This window comes from Marivita lacus (assembly GCF_014637725.1).
Taxonomy (GTDB): domain Bacteria; phylum Pseudomonadota; class Alphaproteobacteria; order Rhodobacterales; family Rhodobacteraceae; genus Marivita; species Marivita lacus.
In genome coordinates this window covers 14823-31438 of sequence record NZ_BMFC01000003.1, presented here as the reverse complement: position 1 = coordinate 31438, position 16616 = coordinate 14823, and the positions used below count along the sequence as shown (strand labels likewise).

Annotated in this window: 16 protein-coding genes; 6 read left to right on the top strand and 10 right to left on the bottom strand. The window is 63.2% G+C overall.

Annotation, left to right across the window (positions count from 1 at the left end; translation table 11 throughout):
- Positions 1-3: 3 nt before the first annotated feature.
- The 8 genes from pcaF to pobA all read right to left on the bottom strand — a co-directional run bounded on the left by pcaF (position 4) and on the right by pobA (position 7470).
- Positions 4-1206, bottom strand: a complete 1203-nt coding sequence (gene pcaF, locus IEV82_RS07805; protein WP_188481464.1) for a 3-oxoadipyl-CoA thiolase — start codon at positions 1204-1206, stop codon at positions 4-6.
- A 68-nt stretch (positions 1207-1274) separates the two neighbouring features.
- On the bottom strand, positions 1275-2552 hold the full coding sequence (locus tag IEV82_RS07800; RefSeq protein WP_188481463.1) for a flavin-dependent oxidoreductase: 1278 nt from the start codon (positions 2550-2552) through the stop codon (positions 1275-1277).
- 38 nt (positions 2553-2590) lie between these two features.
- Entirely contained in the window at positions 2591-3646 is a 1056-nt protein-coding gene (locus IEV82_RS07795) for a 3-carboxy-cis,cis-muconate cycloisomerase (RefSeq protein WP_188481462.1), read from the bottom strand.
- Positions 3646-4245: a protocatechuate 3,4-dioxygenase subunit alpha gene (gene pcaG, locus IEV82_RS07790; RefSeq protein ID WP_188481461.1), complete on the bottom strand. Its 600-nt coding sequence runs from the start codon at positions 4243-4245 to the stop codon at positions 3646-3648. The genes IEV82_RS07795 and pcaG overlap by 1 nt, the downstream gene beginning before the upstream one ends.
- Positions 4246-4248: 3 nt before the next feature.
- Complete coding sequence (gene pcaH / locus IEV82_RS07785; protein WP_188481460.1) at positions 4249-4977, bottom strand: protocatechuate 3,4-dioxygenase subunit beta; 729 nt, start codon at positions 4975-4977, stop codon at positions 4249-4251.
- Positions 4970-5353, bottom strand: a complete 384-nt coding sequence (gene pcaC / locus IEV82_RS07780) for a 4-carboxymuconolactone decarboxylase (protein ID WP_188481459.1) — start codon at positions 5351-5353, stop codon at positions 4970-4972. Before pcaC ends, pcaH begins: the two co-directional genes overlap by 8 nt.
- Positions 5346-6134, bottom strand: a complete 789-nt coding sequence (pcaD, locus tag IEV82_RS07775; protein ID WP_188481458.1) for a 3-oxoadipate enol-lactonase — start codon at positions 6132-6134, stop codon at positions 5346-5348. Before pcaD ends, pcaC begins: the two co-directional genes overlap by 8 nt.
- A 166-nt stretch (positions 6135-6300) precedes the next feature.
- Positions 6301-7470 (bottom strand): 4-hydroxybenzoate 3-monooxygenase, encoded by a 1170-nt coding sequence (gene pobA, locus IEV82_RS07770; RefSeq protein ID WP_188481457.1) that lies wholly within the window; start codon positions 7468-7470, stop codon positions 6301-6303.
- Positions 7471-7525: 55 nt separating this feature from the next.
- Here pobA and IEV82_RS07765 point away from each other — a divergent pair, with 55 nt between their 5' ends.
- Positions 7526-8413 (top strand): helix-turn-helix domain-containing protein, encoded by an 888-nt coding sequence (locus IEV82_RS07765; protein WP_188481456.1) that lies wholly within the window; start codon positions 7526-7528, stop codon positions 8411-8413.
- On the opposite strand, the gene IEV82_RS07760 is transcribed toward IEV82_RS07765, so the two are convergent.
- Both IEV82_RS07760 and IEV82_RS07755 read right to left on the bottom strand, forming a co-directional pair.
- The gene (locus IEV82_RS07760) at positions 8403-9932 is read right to left on the bottom strand and encodes an acyl-CoA dehydrogenase family protein (RefSeq protein ID WP_188481455.1); all 1530 of its coding nucleotides are present in this window, start codon (positions 9930-9932) and stop codon (positions 8403-8405) included. The two genes, IEV82_RS07765 and IEV82_RS07760, sit on opposite strands and share 11 nt — an antisense overlap.
- Positions 9933-9935: 3 nt before the next feature.
- Positions 9936-10832: an amidohydrolase family protein gene (locus tag IEV82_RS07755; RefSeq protein ID WP_188481454.1), complete on the bottom strand. Its 897-nt coding sequence runs from the start codon at positions 10830-10832 to the stop codon at positions 9936-9938.
- Between the two features lie 101 nt (positions 10833-10933).
- Between IEV82_RS07755 and IEV82_RS07750 the strand changes: the two genes are divergently transcribed.
- The 5 genes from IEV82_RS07750 (at position 10934) to IEV82_RS07730 (ending at position 16612) form a co-directional block, all read left to right on the top strand.
- On the top strand, positions 10934-11722 hold the full coding sequence (locus IEV82_RS07750) for a crotonase/enoyl-CoA hydratase family protein (RefSeq protein WP_188481453.1): 789 nt from the start codon (positions 10934-10936) through the stop codon (positions 11720-11722).
- 173 nt (positions 11723-11895) lie between these two features.
- The gene (locus IEV82_RS07745; RefSeq protein WP_188481452.1) at positions 11896-12933 is read left to right on the top strand and encodes a TRAP transporter substrate-binding protein; all 1038 of its coding nucleotides are present in this window, start codon (positions 11896-11898) and stop codon (positions 12931-12933) included.
- Between the two features lie 64 nt (positions 12934-12997).
- The gene (locus IEV82_RS07740) at positions 12998-13510 is read left to right on the top strand and encodes a TRAP transporter small permease (protein ID WP_188481451.1); all 513 of its coding nucleotides are present in this window, start codon (positions 12998-13000) and stop codon (positions 13508-13510) included.
- A 12-nt stretch (positions 13511-13522) separates the two neighbouring features.
- Complete coding sequence (locus tag IEV82_RS07735; protein ID WP_188481450.1) at positions 13523-14851, top strand: TRAP transporter large permease; 1329 nt, start codon at positions 13523-13525, stop codon at positions 14849-14851.
- A 111-nt stretch (positions 14852-14962) separates the two neighbouring features.
- Complete coding sequence (locus tag IEV82_RS07730) at positions 14963-16612, top strand: sulfatase-like hydrolase/transferase (RefSeq protein ID WP_188481449.1); 1650 nt, start codon at positions 14963-14965, stop codon at positions 16610-16612.
- Positions 16613-16616: the final 4 nt, after the last annotated feature.

Here is a 16616-nt window from a genome sequence, read left to right as displayed (position 1 = left end):
GGTTTAGCCCACCGCCTCCAGGGCAATCGAAATTCCCTGCCCGACACCGATGCACATCGTGGCCAGCGCCTTTTGACCCGGGCGCAGGTCAAGTGCTGCGGACCCGGTGATGCGCGCGCCCGACATGCCCAGAGGATGGCCGAGCGCGATGGCCCCGCCGTTGCGGTTCACGCGCGGATCGTTATCGGCAATGCCCAGTCGGCGCAGCGTGGCCAGCCCCTGTGACGCGAACGCCTCGTTCAATTCGATCACGTCGAAATCGCTTTGCCGCAGTCCCAACCGTGCCATCAGCTTTTCCGATGCGGGTGCGGGTCCGATGCCCATGATGCGGGGCGCCACGCCAATCGAGACACCCCCCAGCACGCGGGCGATGGGCGTCAATCCATGTTGCCGGATGGCGGCCTCTGACGCCACGATCAGTGCCGCCGCGCCGTCATTGACACCCGACGCGTTGCCCGCCGTGATCGTCCCTCCCTCGCGCACGAAGGGCCGCAGCCGCGCCAGATCCTCGGCGGTGGTGTCGGGCCGTGGGTGTTCGTCGGTGTCCACGACCACCGGATCGCCCCGACGTTGGGGGATGGTCACAGGCGTGATCTCTTTCGCGAGCCGTCCGTTCTGCTGCGCCGCACCCGCCCGCTGCTGGCTGCGCAGGGCAAAGGCATCCTGGTCCGCGCGGCTGATTGCGAAATCCTCGGCCACGTTCTCGGCCGTTTCCGGCATCGAATCGATGCCGTACTGCGCCTTCAGCAGCGGGTTGACGAACCGCCAGCCGATGGTCGTGTCGTGGATCTCGGCCTGCCGCGCAAAGGCTTGCTGCGCCTTGGGCATCACAAAAGGCGCGCGGGTCATGCTTTCGACGCCGCCTGCGATCACCAGATCGGCCTCGCCCGCCTTGATCGCGCGGGCGGCGGCCAGCACCGCGTCCATGCCAGACCCGCAAAGCCGGTTCATCGTGGTGCCGGGCACCGTCTCGGGATAGCCCGCCAGCAGCACCGCCATGCGCGCCACGTTGCGGTTGTCCTCTCCCGCCTGATTGGCACAGCCAAGGATCACCTCGTCGATCGCCGCCAGATCCAGCGCGGGGTTCCGCGCCGCCAGAGCCGCCAAGGGCACCGCCGCCAGATCATCTGCCCGGACCGATGCCAGAGCACCGCCGTACCGCCCGATGGGGGTGCGGATATAGTCACAGAGAAAGGCGTCAGGCATCGGGGGCGCTCCGGCGTGGCGGGGTGAATGTCACCGCATAAGGCCTTGGAACCGGACCCGATTGCAAGTCACCCGTTCAGACGCGCACCTGCCGGAATGGTCATGTCGGCGGCATTCAGCGTCTCGATGGCAAAGCCTGCGGCAGCCTTGTACCGGCCCATGAATTCAGCGCGTTCTTCGGCAGGGATCACGTCGTCGATGTCATCGAACACACCGCCGCAGCGTTCGTCCAGCAGGTTGAGCAAACCGAACGGCCCCGCCCCGCGATTGCGCAGCACCAGTTCCGACACCGGGCCACACAGTTGCGCGTCATAGGCAGAGAGCGCGGCCTCGGTCACACCGTATTCCAGAAACTTGGCCCCGATCACCCGCGCATCCACGATTGCTTGGCTCGCCCCGTTCGACCCGGTGGGGTACATCGCATGAGCCGCGTCCCCCATGAGGGCGACCGGGCCATCCACCCAGCTGGTCACCGGATCGCGATCGATCATCGGGTTCACATAGGCGCAATCGGCATCGCGCAGCATCGCGGGAACATCCAGCCAGTCATAGCGGAAGCCCTCGAAATGATGGATGAAATCGTCGATCTCGACCTGCCTGAACCAGCCATCCTGCTGCCAGCCGCCCGTCTCGTCCATCGTGACCTCGGCGATCCAGTTGATAAGCGCGGTGCCGGTCTCATCCGGTTGCGAGATCGGGTAGATCACCATGCGGTGCCGATGCGTACCCAACCCCACGAAAGACGATTGCGTGCGCAACGGCTTTGCCCGCACGGTGCCGCGCCACATGACGGCACCGCCCCAATGGATCGGCGGCTGATCGGGATACATCTGCGCACGGATCGCGGAATGGATGCCATCGGCAGCCACCAGCAGGCGCCCGCGTTCGTACCGCGTTGCGCCATCGACCTGCAGTTCGGCCGCCACGCCTGTGCCGTCCTTGGCGAAAGACACCACCTTCGCGCCCAGCTGCACCGCCTCGGGACCGGCGCGATCGACCAGTGTTTCATAAAGCAGCATGTGCAATTGCCCGCGATGCATGGCGTATTGTGGCCAGTTGTACCCTGCACCCAGCCCGCGTGGTTCGGAATAGACCTCGCGCCCGTTCAATCCAACCAGCGCCCATTCCCGAGCGGGCACACCGGCCCGATCCAGTGCGTCGGCGGTGATCCCAAGATCGAAGAGTTCGCGCACAGCGTTGGGTTGCAGATTGATACCGACACCCAGAGGCCGCATCTCCTTGGCGGATTCGAACACGGTGAACGGCACCCCGATCTGGTGCAGCGTCAGGCCAAGCGCCAATCCCGCGATACCGCCGCCGGCGATGATGACCCTGTTTTCGTTCATGAGGTGTGTCCTGCTGGTTTTGCCCTGCGCGGAGCCGGTCAGTTTTTGGTCCCGCCGATATCGACAATCTGCCCTGCAAGGTCAACCGCCCCGGTCAGGGCGCGCCCGGTGGCCTGCACCATCTGTGGCAACAGCATCCATTCCAGCGCCCATGCCGCACCCGACCGTTCCTGTTCGTGGATCAACGCCTGATGCAGGCCAGACAGCTGCACGGCATTGAAGCGGGCCAATGTGACCAGCAATTCAGCCTGCACCGGGTTCTGCTTGTGCGGCATGGCCGACGACCCACCGCCACCGGCAAGCGTGATCTCGTCGATGCCCTGCTGCGCCATCAGGCAGATATCCTGTCCCATCTTGCCCAGCGTACCGGTGATCAGCGACAGGGTGGAGGCTGCCTCGGCCAACCCGTCGCGCATTGCGTGCCACGCGCGCGGCGAGGTGCCAAGCCCAAGCTCCTGTGCGATGGCGGTGCACATTGCATCCGCCCCGTCCCCAAGGGCGGCACGGTCACCCGCAGCGCCACCGATCTGCACCAGCGCCACACGGGGTCGCAGTTGCGCCAGCCGGTCGCGGTGGGTTTCCAGCGGCAATCGCCATGTCTGCACCCGGTCCGACACGGTGATCGGCAACGCCGCCTGCATTCGGGTGCGGCCCATCATGGGGATGTCCCCGAAGCGGGTTTCCAGGTCACGCAGCGCGTCGTCCAAAGTCACAAGCCGCTGCTCGATCACTTGGAGGCTCGGCACCAGAGACAGCACCGTCGCCGTGTCGATCACATCCTGTGACGTGGTCCCTGTGTGGATCGCCGATTCCCTGGTCCGGTCTTTCAGCAGACGCACCAAGGCAGGCACGCAAACGCCGTCCTGCGCCGTACCGTCGCGCAAATCTTCGGGCGCAAGGCTCACTGCTTCGATCGCTGTCGCCGCCGAGGCACCTTCCGCCCTGGACCAAAGCCCCGCGAGATGACCGTGCCGCGACCATGCCGCCTCGAAGGCGACCATATGCGCAAGCTGCGCCTCGGCGGACCAAAGCGCCGCGATTTCGCCGTCGGCAAAAAGGCCCGACAACCACGGATGGTCAAAGACGCCCGTCATCACAGGTCAAGAAACACCGTTTCGCCCTCGCCTTGAAGCCGGATGTCGAACCGATAGGTGCCGTCGCCCGTTTTCTTGGCGATGAGCGTATCCACGCGCGGACGCTGTTCGATGCGGGCCAGAAGCGGGTCACCGCTGTTGTCCTCATCGTCGAAATAGATGCGCGTGTTGAGGCCAATGTTGATGCCCCGCGCCACGATCCAGATCGAAACATGCGGCGCGAAGACCTGACCGTTCCGGCCTTTGACCGGCCCCGGCTTGATGGTGCGCAGCGTATATTCGCCCGTGTCCTTGTCGGCGGCAAAGCGGCAGAAGCCCGACACCTTGGGGTCGGCCCCGTCCTGCCCCGGATAGACACCAGCCGCATCGGCCTGCCAGCTTTCGAACATCGCGTCGCGCATCGCCCAGCCGGTGCCGTCATAGATCGAGCCGACGATGGTGATCACCTCACCCTTGGCACCGTCTTCGATCGGACTGAGGCCAAGGTCTTCGGGGTAGACCCCCTCGACCCCGGCAAATGTCGGGATGCAGCCGATATGCACGTAAGGCCCAGCAGTCTGGCTGGCGGTTTCCACCAGAATATCAAGCGGTTGCGTCATGGCTTACATTCCTTCCGGCTTGTTCTCGAACATCGTCTGTCGGCGGCCGCGCAGCACGATGTCGAACTTGTAGGCAAGGTAATCCATGCCGCGCGAGTTCTGCATGTCGAGCGGTGCCACCAGCCGGTCCAGCTGGCTGCGGTCGCGCACGGTGGCGGCGATGGGGCACAGATCGATCAGCGGATCACCCTGGAAATACATCTGGCTGATGAGCCGCTGGCCAAAGGCATGGCCGAAGATCGAAAAGTGGATGTGCATCGGCCGCCAGTCATTCGCCCGGTTGGGCCAGGGATAGGCCCCCGGACGGATTGTCATGAACTCGTAATAGCCGTTATCATCCGTGATCGTGCGCCCGCATCCGCCGAAATTCGGGTCGAGCGGGGCGAAATACGTGTCCTTGATATGCCGATAGCGCCCACCCGCATTGGCCTGCCAGACCTCGACCAGCGTGTGCGGCACCGCGCGACCGGTCTCGTCCAGCACCCGACCATGCACACGGATGCGTTCGCCCACTGCCAGCGCCTTGCCCTGCGTGTAGTTGCTGATCAGGTTGTTATCCAGCGCCCCCAGCATGTTGTGCCCAAAGCGCGGGCCGGTTTCCTCGCTCGGCGTCGACTCCATCGACAAAAGTGGCAGCGACGGCGACCGCGTGAGCGACGTCTTGTAATCCGGGTAATACGGGTCCGGATGCACCTCTCGGCGCCGGGGCATGAGCGCAGCGGTTTCAGTCATCGGAGGCCTCCATTTCGGCAAAGGTCTGTTTGGCAAGTTTGATGGCGTGGTTCGCCTTTGGCACACCGGCATAGATCGCGACATGCTGGAACGCTTCCATCACGTCCTGCTTGCTGGCACCGGTGCGCGCCGTGGCGCGAATGTGCATCGGGATTTCCTCGAAATTGCCGGTCGCGGCAAGCAAAGCCAGCGTCAGCATGGACCGTTCCCGGCGGCTGATCGCGTCGGACGACCAGACGGTGCCCCACGCGCCTTCGGTGATCAGCGTCTGGAACGGCAGGTCGAACTCTGTCTTGGCCGCCTCGGCGCGGTCGACATGAGCATCGCCCAAGACCTCGCGCCGCGTTTTCATGCCCTCGTCGAACCGGTCAGACATGGCCTGTCTCCTTGAGGAAATCGGATATCAACGCGCCCACGGTGTCGGGGGCTTCGACACAAGGCAAATGGCCCGCGCCTTCGATAACATGGAAGGCGGCGTTGCACAGTTCCGCCGTGGTCCGCACCAGATCGGGCGTGGTCGATCCGTCCTCGGACCCGGCCATGGCCATCACGGGCTGCGTCAGCGCACGGGTGGTTTCGGTGAAATCCGCACCGGCGATTGCCGCGCAGCAGCCGATATATCCCTCGACCGGCGTGCGGGTCAGCATATGGCGCCAGGGTGCAAGGCGCGTCGCATCATTGCGCATCTCGGGCGCGAACCAGCGGTCCAGAATGGCGTCGGCCATGGACGCGATCCCACCTGTCCGCAGGGCGTCGATCCGGTCCTGCCACATCTCGGGCGATCCGATCCTTGCCGCCGTATCCATCAGCACCAGACCACGGAAAAGATCCGGCCGCCGCGCGGCGAGGCCCTGCCCGATTAGGCCGCCTATGGACAAGCCGACAAAGACGATCTCCTTCAAGCCCAGCCCCACGGCGATAGCCTCGGCATCGGTGACAAGCGTGTCCATGTCATAGGGCGCTGCCGGACAGTCGGACAGCCCGTGCCCCCCCTTGTCATAGCGCACGATCCGCAAGCCGTCTGGCAAATAGGGCAGCAGCAGATCCCAGACCCGCAGATCGGTGCCCAGCGAATTGGCGAACAACACCACCGGGCCAGTCTCTGGCCCCTGCACCTGCACATGCAGGGTAACGCCGTTCGACGTGACAGTTTTCATATGGTCAAATCTCCTCCCCGCTCTGTTTCGCATGTCTTTCCGACGCTTGAAATTACAATCTCACGCCATTGCCTCAACTCGTGGGCCGTACATGCCCGACGACCGCGTCTGCCTGTGACGTTGCGCTGAAAGACCTCCGGACTCTGCCGATCGGCCAAACACACGGCTAGAACGGCAGACCGATATAGTTCTCGGCCAGATCGCGCCGCGCGGTTTCCGATTGCGACAGGTGGCGCAGAGTGGATTTTCGCATCTGAGAGGCAAAGCTGTCTTCGCCGTCGAACCGGTGCAGCATCGTCGTCATCTGCCAGCTGAAGCGCATCGCTTTCCAGATCCGCATGAGCGCACGGTCCGAATAGGTGTCGATCCCCGCCGTATCGCCCTTTTTCACCGCGTCGATCAGCGCCTGATAGAGGTAGTGCACGTCCGACACGGCCAGGTTCAGTCCCTTGGCCCCGGTCGGCGGCACGATATGCGCGGAATCGCCCACCAGGAACAACCGCCCCCAGCGCAGTGGCTCGCTCACGAAGGACCGCAGAGGCGCGATGGATTTCTCGATCGACGGGCCGGTTTCCATGTTGCCCCCCACATCGGACGGCAGGCAGGTTTTCAGCATGGTCCAGAAGCGCTCATCGCTCCACTCTTCGAGCTTGTCGGTCAACGGCACTTGCACGTAATACCGGCTGAGCGTGTCGCTGCGCATCGACGCCAGTGCAAACCCGTTCGACGAATTTGCATAGATCAACTCTTCATGGGCTGGCTTGGTGCGCGACAAGACCCCAAGCCAGCCAAAGGGATAGACCCGTTCGAATTCGCGGCGCTTGTCCTCGGGGATGGTCTTGCGGCTGACACCGTGAAAGCCGTCACAGCCCGCCACATAGGCGCAATCCAACCGCGTGCGCACTCCGTCCAGCGTGTATTCGACGTAAGGCGCGGTGCTGTCGGCGTCTTGGATCACGACGTCCTCGACCCCGTGCAGGATCGTGGCCCCCATCGCATCCTGTGCAGCATAAAGATCGGTGGTCACTTCGGTTTGGCCATAGACCATCACGGATGTGCCGGTCAGTTCCTTGAAGTTGATCCGCACCATCAGATCATCATCGGTCAGAAAGCAGCCTTCATGCGGATGACCTTCGCGATCAAGCCGGTCGCCAACCCCCGCCTCGCGCAGCATCTGCACGGTTCCCGCCTCGAGCACCCCCGCCCGGATGCGCGACAACACGCGGTCCCGCGTGGCGCGTTCAAGCACAACCGTCGCCACACCCGCCTTGTTGAGCAATTGTGACAAAAGTAGCCCTGACGGCCCACCTCCAATGATCGCAACGTCGGTTTTCATGACAGCACTCCTCCAACACTGCCTGCCTTGATAGGCACAGCGCGCACATCAGGTAATGGCACCAAAGAGCGGGGCATGGTATTATTCGAACATGAGTGTGCAAAACATCATTCCCGCCTTCGGGCTTTACGGCGAACAGGGCCAGTTCCCGGACGTGATCCATTCCGAGACGTTCTCGGTTCGTGCGCCGATCCACGACTGGCGGATTCTGCCGCACCGGCACAGTCAGATGTCGCAGCTTTTCATGGTGGAACAGGGCTGGATCGACGCGATTGTCGATGGTGACAGACACACGGTCCGCAAGACGGGATTTCTATATGTTCCAGAGCATTGCGTTCACGAATTCACTTTTGAGCCCGGTTCCGAAGGCAGGGTCTTCTCGTTTCCCGTCAGCATCGTGCGCACAATGTCACCCGCGACGGATCAGATCCTGACTGCCCTGTCGGACCCCTTTGTCGGACCCATCTCCAAACCGCTCGAACGGGTGACCCGGCTGCTGCGTGACACGATGGAAGACGCCAGCCTCTTCCGAGCGCAGCAGGTTGTGGGATTGGCACATTCCGTGCTCGCCAACCTTGCCGAAACGCGGCTTGCCGAACGGGCCTCGGACCAGAAGACCAAACATGCGCGCCTGTTTGCGTTGGATGGCCTGATCTCGAAACACATGGCGGACGGTTGGACCGCCTCGGATTTCGCAAACGCCCTGTCGATGAGCACCGGCCACCTGAGCCGCCTGTGCCGCGCTGCGACCGGCCTTGGCGCGACGGCCTATATCGAGCAGCACCAGATGCAGGAGGCATGCCGCCTGCTGGCCTTCACGCAATTGCCGGTGTCGGAAATCGGCTACCGGCTGGGCTTCGTCGACCCGTCCTATTTCTCAAAACGGTTCCGCGTCGCGCGGGGCCAGACTCCCACCGACTACCGGGCGCTTTTCACGAACTGAGAACGCGCTCCGAAAGGGCAATGATGCGGTCAGGCTGCGGGTGATGGTCCGCGACGGACGCGCATCTGACCCAGCAGGCCTTGAAAAACAGCCGCGCGGTGGCCTGAACGAACGCATGCGCGTCCCGCTCGGGCGCGTCGGACTCGCGCATCCGGTTGCACCAGCCCGCCCAATCCGCGAGATCCGCCATCATCCGGTCCGAGCGATCGCCCAAGGCGCGGATCAGGTCTTCAAACTGGTCGGCGCCTGCCCCCTTGAGGCCGCGCGTGGCCAGGCTGCGTTCATGGATGCCGTTGGCGCCTTCATAGATCGACGTGATCCGCGCATCGCGCCAGACCTGACCCAACTGGTATTCGTTCAGATACCCATAACCACCAAGGATCTGAATCCCCAGATCGGCGGCCCGGATGCCTGCCTCTGAACAGAACACCTTGCAAAGCGGCGTCAGGAACGCCACAAGATCGGGCCGCTCTGCCCGTTCCATTTCGACAAAAGCGATATGGCACATGGCCCGCGCACCGATGGCAAGCGACGCCTGTTCGTCCAGCATTCGTTGCACATCGGCATGATCCGACAAAAGCGCCGGGGTGCCATCACTGCGCCGCCCCTGCACACGCTCATCGGCATAGGCCCGGGCGATCTGCGCCGCACGGGCCGCGTGGGCCACGCCTTGCAGGGACACGTCCAGACGCGCGTGGTTCATTACGGTGAACATCGCCCGCAGCCCGTCGCCTTCAGTCCCGACCAACTCGGCGCTCGCGCTGGCAAACGCCATTTGACAGGTGGGCGAGGCATGCAGCCCCAGCTTGTCCTCGATCCGTGTGACGGTCACCCCCGCAGCCGCGGGGCACAGGTAAAGCGACAGCCCTTTCAGCCCATCCTCGACTGTCCCGCTGCGTGCGAGGACAAGATGCAGGATACCGGCGGACATGTCCTGATCGCCGCCCGAGATGAAGATCTTCTCGCCCTCAAGCCGCCAGTCTTTACCGTCCCGCACGGCCTTGCACCGAATGCCCGACAGGTCAGACCCGGCCCCCGCTTCGGTCAGGCACATGGTCGACAGGACCTCTCCCGAGGCAAGCCGCGGAATCCAGTGACCCTGCTGTGCGGAGGTGCCGAAATGCAACAGTGTGTCAATTGCGCCCGGCACCAGTCCGCACACCATCTGCATCGCGTGGTTCGCCCCGGTGAAGATCTCGGAGACACCTGCCGCGACCAGCGCCGGTTGCGCCATCCCGCCAAAGCGTTCGGGTGCGCGCAGCCCTTGCCAGCCACCCTCTGCCAGTTGGGCATAGGCGTCGGCAAACCCGTCGGGCATCCGCACGCGCCCGTTTTCAAGCTGTGCCCCCTGCGCATCACCCACCGCATTCAGAGGTGCCAGCACGCCTTCCGCGAATTGTGCGAAATGTCCAAGGATGTCGGTGGCCAGATCGTCGTCCCACTCTGCCAGGCGATGCGCTTCGGCCACATGCCGCAGCGAGAACAGGATATCGTCGGTCGGCGCGGCGAAATCGGTCATGGATCAGACGGCCTTGTCCGACACACCCAAAAGCCGCATCGCGTTTTCCTTGAGGATCAGCGGACGCACCTCGTCCTTGAAGGGCGCATCCGCGAAATCCTTGAGCCAGCGATCCGGCGTGATGGCGGGCCAGTCGGACCCGAACAGCATCTTCTTCTTCAGGATCGAATTGGCGTATTTGATGAAGATCTCGGGGAAGTATTTCGGCGACCAGCCCGACATGTCGAAATAGACATTCGGCTTGTGCTGCGCGACCGCCAGCCCTTCCTCGGTCCAGGGAAAGCTGGGATGCGCAAGGATGATCGGCATGTCGGGGAAATCGACCGCAACATCATCAAGGTGCATCGGGTTGGAATACTTGAGCCGCATCCCCATGCCCCCGCGCATCCCCGACCCGACACCGGTCTGCCCGGTATGGAACAGCGTGATGACCCCCTCTTCGGCACAGGCTTCGAGCACGGTGTAACAGGCCTCGCGGTCATTGGGGAAAAACCCCTGCATCGTCGGGTGGAACTTGAACCCGCGCACGCCGAAATCGCGCACCAGCCGCCGCACCTCGCGGGCCCCCGCCTTGCCCTTGTGCGGATCGACCGAGGCAAAGGGGATGAGGATGTCGTCATTCGCGGCACAAAGCTGCGCCACCTCTTCGTTCGAATAGCGCCGGAACCCGGTTTCCCGTTCGGCATCGACCGGAAAGATCACCGCCGCGATATTGCGCTCGCGGTAATAGTTCGCGGTGTCCTGGACCGTGGGCAACATGCCTTCGGACCCGGCGGGATTCCTGAAATAGGCCGCCATGCCGGACTGGAACTCGTTGTAACCGTCGTCCCGGCAATGGTTGCACGGCTCCTCTGCATGTGTATGAAAATCAATGGCTTGCACCTTTGAAAAATCGACCATGACCGCCCTCCCCCTGCATGAAACCCGTGTCGTCAAAAAACGCTATACAGCAAAACCGTTTATATATACAACAAACACATTGAAGGCCGGGGGAGAACACCATGCACGATGGAGCGACACGTCCAGGTGCCGTCACACGCGTCGAGATCGACGGCGATATCGCCACGCTGATCTTTGACCGCCCCGAAAAGCGCAACGCGATGAATGATGCGCTGATCGACGATCTGGACCAGTTCTTTTCCCATCCGCCCGAAGGCGTAAGCGCGGTGATCCTGCGCGGCGAAGGTGGGCATTTCTGCTCCGGTCTCGATCTGGCGGAACACGAACATCGCGCCCCTGTCGAAGGCGTATACCATTCCCGCAACTGGCACCGCGTGTCCGAACTGATCGAATTCGGCGGGCTGCCGGTGATTTCCGTGCTGACCGGCGCGGTGATCGGCGGCGGGCTTGAGATCGCAGCCGCGACCCATGTGCGGATCGCCGAACCCAGCGCCCGGTTCCAACTGCCCGAGGGGCGGCGCGGCATCTTTGTGGGTGGCGGCGCAACCGTGCGCGTAGGCCGCATCATCGGGCCGGACCGCATGCGCGAGATGATGCTGACCGGGCGCAATTACGGTGCGGACGACGCGCTGTCGCTCGGCCTTGCGCATTATTCGGTGGCCGAAGGCGAGGGCCTGCCAATGGCACATGACCTGGCGCGCAAGATCGCCGACAATGCGCCGTTCTCGAATTACCTGATGATCAACGCGCTGGCCCGGATCGGGGACATGTCGCGGTCGGATGGCCTGTTTACCGAAAGCCTTGCCGCCGCCATGTGCCAGACATCCGAAGGTGCCAGGGAAGGCCTGCGCGCCTTTCTGGAAAAACGCGAACCCAACTTCAGAAAGTGAGCGCAAGGAAGCTTTTCGAAAATCGAGACATGCAGAGGACAGACATCTGAAATGCACGTTTCTTACCACCACCTGACCAGTGGAGACATTCCGTTCCCTGCACGAACATATCAGATGTGCGGGATGTTCTGAACGCTAGACGGTCAAACATGAAAAATCTGGGAGGATTACCAATGAAAAGAAGAAGTTTTGTGAAAGGTGCCCTGATTGGTGCCGCAACAGCCATGGCCGTGTCCAGCGCAGCCTATGCGCAGGACGTCACACTGCGCCTGCACCAGTTCCTGCCGCCGCCCGCACCGGTTCCGGCGATGATCCTGAAGCCCTGGGCCACTCAGGTCGAGGAAGCCTCCGGCGGGCGCATCAAGATCGAACATTTCGACGCAATGTCGCTGGGCGGACGCCCACCCGAACTGTTCGACCAGGCGCGCGATGGCGTGGTCGATCTGTCCATGACAGTCGTCGGCTACACACCCGGCCGCTTCCCGCGCACAGAGGTGTTCGAGCTGCCCTTCATGATGACCAACCCGGTCGCGACCGCCAAAGCCTATTGGGAAATGGTCGAAGCCGATTTCCAGAGCAACGAATACAGCGATGTGAAGGTTCTGGGCGCATGGGTACACGGCCCCGGCCTGATCCACTCGGCGGATGGCGTGACCAGCCTCGAGGACATGAAGGGCCTGACGCTGCGCGGTCCGACCCGCATCATCAACGACCTGCTGTCCGAACTGGGCGCAGAACCCGTTGGCATGCCGCTCCCGGCGATCCCCGAGGCGCTGTCCAAGGGCGTCGTCAAGGCCACGGTGATCCCGTGGGAAGTGACATCGTCCATCCGCCTGTCGGAACTGGTCAGCAACCACACCGAATTCTCGGGCAACGAATCGCTCTATACCGCCGCAATCGTTCTGGTGATGAACAAGGCCAAGTACGAGGCCCTGCCGGACGATCTGCGCGCGATCATCGACGCGGAATCGGGCGCCAAGCTGTCGGCCTTCGCCACCCAGGTCATGTGGGACATGGACGCCCCCGCCCGCGAGATCGCGGTGAACGCGGGCAACACGATCACCCAGCTTGACGAAGCCGAGGTCGCCCGCTGGAAAGCGGCGTCGCAGCCCGTCATCGACCGCTGGATCGCCGACATGGATTCCAAGGGAATCGACGGCGCGGCGCTGATCGAAGAAGCCAAGTCGCTGATCGCCAAGCACGGCGGCTAATTCAGGCAAAAAAGCTGACAACGGCGGGCCGCCCAACGCGGCCCCCGTTTGACAGGAGGTCGGAATGTACAGGCGTTTACAGATCCTCGTCGAGCTTGTTGCGCGGGTGCTTGCCATCGTGGGCGGTGCCGTGCTGCTGTGCATCATCGTGCTCACCTGCGTGTCGATCGCCGGGCGCGCGCTGGTGACCTTCGATCTTGGTATCGGCCCGATCCGTGGCATCTACGACATGACCGAAATCGGCATGGCCGCCGCGATCTTTGCCTTCCTGCCCTGGGCGCAGTTCACCGAGGCCCATGCGCGGGTGGACCTGTTCCAGCCCATGATGCCAAGAACCATGGACCGCGTTCTGGACCTGCTGTTCAACCTGGCGATGCTGGTCGTGGCCGCTGTCGGGACATGGCGGCTGTATCTCGGCATGCAGGACAAGCTGTCCTTTGGCGAAACCACCCTGATCGCGCAGATCCCCGTCTGGCAGGGCTATGCCGCCAGCCTTGTGGGCGCGGCGGGCTTCATTCTCGTGGCCGCGTTCTGCGTGCTGCGGTCGGGCCGGCGCATTGCCGGGCTCCCGGACTAGGAACCGAATAACATGACCAACATCGAACTCGCCCTGTGGTCCTTCCCGGTCCTGCTGGTGCTCGTGTTTCTGCGCGCCCCCATCGCTTTGGCGATGATCGGGATCGGCGTCGCGGGCACGTATCTGGTGATCGGCACGTCGATGATGACGATGAACCAGCTCAAGACGCTGACCTATGGCACGTTCTCGAACTATTCGTTTTCCATCATCCCGCTCTTCCTGCTGATGGGCCAGTTCGCCACGCTGTCGGGCATGTCCGCCGCGTTGTTCCGTGCCGCCGAAAGCTTCCTTGGTCATCGCAAGGGCGGTGTCGCCATGTCCGCCGTGGGGGCTTGTGCCGGGTTCGGCGCGATCTGCGGATCGTCGCTGGCGACCGCCGCCACGATGGGACAGGTCGCGTTGCCGGAACTGCGCCGCTATGGCTATCCCGGATCGCTGGCAACCGGCGCGCTGGCCGCCGGCGGCACGCTTGGCATCCTGATCCCGCCTTCGGTGATCCTCGTGATTTATGCGATCCTTGCCGAGCAGAATATCGAAAAGCTGTTTGTCGCCGCCCTGATCCCCGGCATCCTTGCTGCCATCGGCTACATGATCGCCATTTCCGTCTGGGTCCACTGGTCGCCCAACAGCGCCGCCGTCAAGGACCGGGTGCCGTGGGGCCAGCGGATGACCGCGCTGGGTCAGGTCTGGCCGGTGATCGGGATCTTCGTCACGGTCGTGGGAGGCATCTACGCGGGCATCTTCACCCCGACCGAAGCCGCAGCCGTCGGCGCCGCAGGCACCGGGCTGGTCGCGTTTGCATCTGGGCAGATGACTTGGGGCAAGCTCAATCAGGCGATCCTGTCGACAGCAGCCTCATCGGCGATGATCTTTCTCATCATCCTTGGCGCTGGCATCTACAACAACTTCCTGTCACTCACACAATTACCGCAGACCGCCTCGGTCTGGGTCGGAGATCAGGGCTTCTCGCCGTGGTTCGTGCTGACGCTGGTGCTGCTGATGTACCTGCTCTTCGGCTGCGTGATGGACAGCCTGTCGATGGTCCTGCTGACCGTACCGATCATCTTCCCGATCATGTCGGTGCTCGATTTCGGCATGAGCCCAAATGATTTCGGCCTGTGGTTCGGCATCCTCATCCTGATCGTCGTGGAGGTCGGCCTGATCACGCCACCTGTGGGGATGAACCTGTTCATCATCAACTCGATGGACAAGGACACGCCCATCGGCCAGACCTACAAGGGGGCGCTGCCCTTCGTGCTGACCGACATAGTGCGCGTGGTGATCCTTGCCGCCTTCCCGCCGATCACGCTCTGGCTGGTCTGGGTGATCGACGCGCTGTGATGCGCCCCTGCTCCGCGCTGTCGTGACGGCGCGGGAAAGCCCCGAACTCTGGACAGGCTCGGCGCGCTGCGGCACACCTTTGGCAACATCAGCCCTCAGGAGGCCCAGCCCATGTCCGACCGTCCCAATATCCTGTGGATCATGGCCGACCAGCTGCGCTTTGATTACCTGAGCTGCTATGGCCATCCGCATCTGCACACGCCGCATATCGACGCCCTCGCCCAGCGCGGGGTGCGCTTTACCAACGCCTATGCGCAATCACCGGTTTGCGGCCCGTCGCGCATGTCGGCCTATACCGGGCGCTATGTGCGCAGCCACGGATCGACCTGGAACGGCATGCCGCTGCGGATCGGGGAGCCCACGCTGGGCGATCACCTGCGCGACATCGGAGCCCGCGCCGTGCTTGTCGGCAAGACCCACATGGTGGCCGACGCCGAAGGCATGGCATGGCTGGGAATCGACCCCAAAAGCGAGATCGGCGTGCGCCGCGCCGAATGCGGGTTCGAGGCTTTTGAGCGCGATGACGGCCTGCACCCCGATAGCGCCCGACAGAACTGGTCAGCCTATGACGATTACCTCGTCGCGCATGGCTTCTCCTCCGACAACCCGTGGGAGGATTTCGCCAATTCCGGCCTTGACCCGAACGGAGAGCTGCTTTCGGCTTGGCTGCTGAAGAACTCGCGCCTTGCCGCCAACGTACCCGAGGAACATTCCGAAACCGCCTACATGACCAACCGCGCAATGGATTTCATGCAGGAGGCGCAGGCGGATGGCCGGCCCTGGGTCTGTCACCTCAGCTATATCAAGCCGCATTGGCCCTATATCGTGCCCACCCCCTATCACGACATGTATGACGAACGGCACATCGTCGACCCGATCCGCTCTGATGCCGAACGCGCCACGGATCACCCTTTGATGAGCGCCTATCTTGATGCCCGCGTGTGCCGCAGCTTTTCGCGCGACCATGTCCGCCAACACGTGATCCCGGCCTATATGGGGCTGATCAAGCAGCTGGACGACAATCTGGGTCGTCTGTTCAAATGGATGGACGACACCGGGCTTAGCCAGACCACCCTCGTCGCCTTCACGTCGGATCACGGCGATTACATGGGCGATCACTGGATGGGCGACAAGGATTTCTACCACGAGGTTGCGGTCAAGGTGCCGCTGATCCTGCACGATCCCCGCCCCGAAGCCGACAGCACGCGCGGCATGGTCTCCGATGCGCTGGTCGAGATGATCGACCTTGCACCGACCTTCCTGTCAGCTATCGGTGCGCCACCGAAACCCCATATCCTCGAAGGGCGCGACCTGACGCCGATCCTGCATGGCACCAACGGATTCGCCCGCCGCTACACGATCAGCGAACATGATTACCACTGGTCGGAAATGGCGCAGGCGCTGGGTGTCCCGCAGGAAGACGCGCATACCACGATGATCTTTGACGGGCGCTGGAAATATATCCGGTGCGAAACCTTCCGGCCGATCCTGTTCGATCTGGACACCGACCCGCAGGAACTGACCGATCTTGGTGCCTCAAATCTGCCGGAACACGAGGCGGTCCGACGCCGGATGGAGGCCGCCCTGCTCGACTGGGCGACGCGGCATCACACCCGCATCACCGCAACACCGCAGGTTCTGGCCGGTCAGAAGATCGCTGCCGAGGTGGGCATCCTCATCGGCTTCTGGGACGAGGCGGACTACGAAGCCGCCACCGGCACCCGTTTCGACAGCCTCACACCCGCGGGACGCCCGGACTGACGGC

What these genes read in the sequence shown, in the direction of transcription:
- pcaF (WP_188481464.1), bottom strand. Translation starts at nt 1,206, where the DNA reads ATGCCTGACGCCTTTCTCTGTGACTATATCCGCACCCCCATCGGGCGG.
- IEV82_RS07800 (WP_188481463.1), bottom strand. Translation starts at nt 2,552, where the DNA reads ATGAACGAAAACAGGGTCATCATCGCCGGCGGCGGTATCGCGGGATTG.
- IEV82_RS07795 (WP_188481462.1), bottom strand. Translation starts at nt 3,646, where the DNA reads ATGACGGGCGTCTTTGACCATCCGTGGTTGTCGGGCCTTTTTGCCGAC.
- pcaG (WP_188481461.1), bottom strand. Translation starts at nt 4,245, where the DNA reads ATGACGCAACCGCTTGATATTCTGGTGGAAACCGCCAGCCAGACTGCT.
- pcaH (WP_188481460.1), bottom strand. Translation starts at nt 4,977, where the DNA reads ATGACTGAAACCGCTGCGCTCATGCCCCGGCGCCGAGAGGTGCATCCG.
- pcaC (WP_188481459.1), bottom strand. Translation starts at nt 5,353, where the DNA reads ATGTCTGACCGGTTCGACGAGGGCATGAAAACGCGGCGCGAGGTCTTG.
- pcaD (WP_188481458.1), bottom strand. Translation starts at nt 6,134, where the DNA reads ATGAAAACTGTCACGTCGAACGGCGTTACCCTGCATGTGCAGGTGCAG.
- pobA (WP_188481457.1), bottom strand. Translation starts at nt 7,470, where the DNA reads ATGAAAACCGACGTTGCGATCATTGGAGGTGGGCCGTCAGGGCTACTT.
- IEV82_RS07765 (WP_188481456.1), top strand. Translation starts at nt 7,526, where the DNA reads ATGGCACCAAAGAGCGGGGCATGGTATTATTCGAACATGAGTGTGCAA.
- IEV82_RS07760 (WP_188481455.1), bottom strand. Translation starts at nt 9,932, where the DNA reads ATGACCGATTTCGCCGCGCCGACCGACGATATCCTGTTCTCGCTGCGG.
- IEV82_RS07755 (WP_188481454.1), bottom strand. Translation starts at nt 10,832, where the DNA reads ATGGTCGATTTTTCAAAGGTGCAAGCCATTGATTTTCATACACATGCA.
- IEV82_RS07750 (WP_188481453.1), top strand. Translation starts at nt 10,934, where the DNA reads ATGCACGATGGAGCGACACGTCCAGGTGCCGTCACACGCGTCGAGATC.
- IEV82_RS07745 (WP_188481452.1), top strand. Translation starts at nt 11,896, where the DNA reads ATGAAAAGAAGAAGTTTTGTGAAAGGTGCCCTGATTGGTGCCGCAACA.
- IEV82_RS07740 (WP_188481451.1), top strand. Translation starts at nt 12,998, where the DNA reads ATGTACAGGCGTTTACAGATCCTCGTCGAGCTTGTTGCGCGGGTGCTT.
- IEV82_RS07735 (WP_188481450.1), top strand. Translation starts at nt 13,523, where the DNA reads ATGACCAACATCGAACTCGCCCTGTGGTCCTTCCCGGTCCTGCTGGTG.
- IEV82_RS07730 (WP_188481449.1), top strand. Translation starts at nt 14,963, where the DNA reads ATGTCCGACCGTCCCAATATCCTGTGGATCATGGCCGACCAGCTGCGC.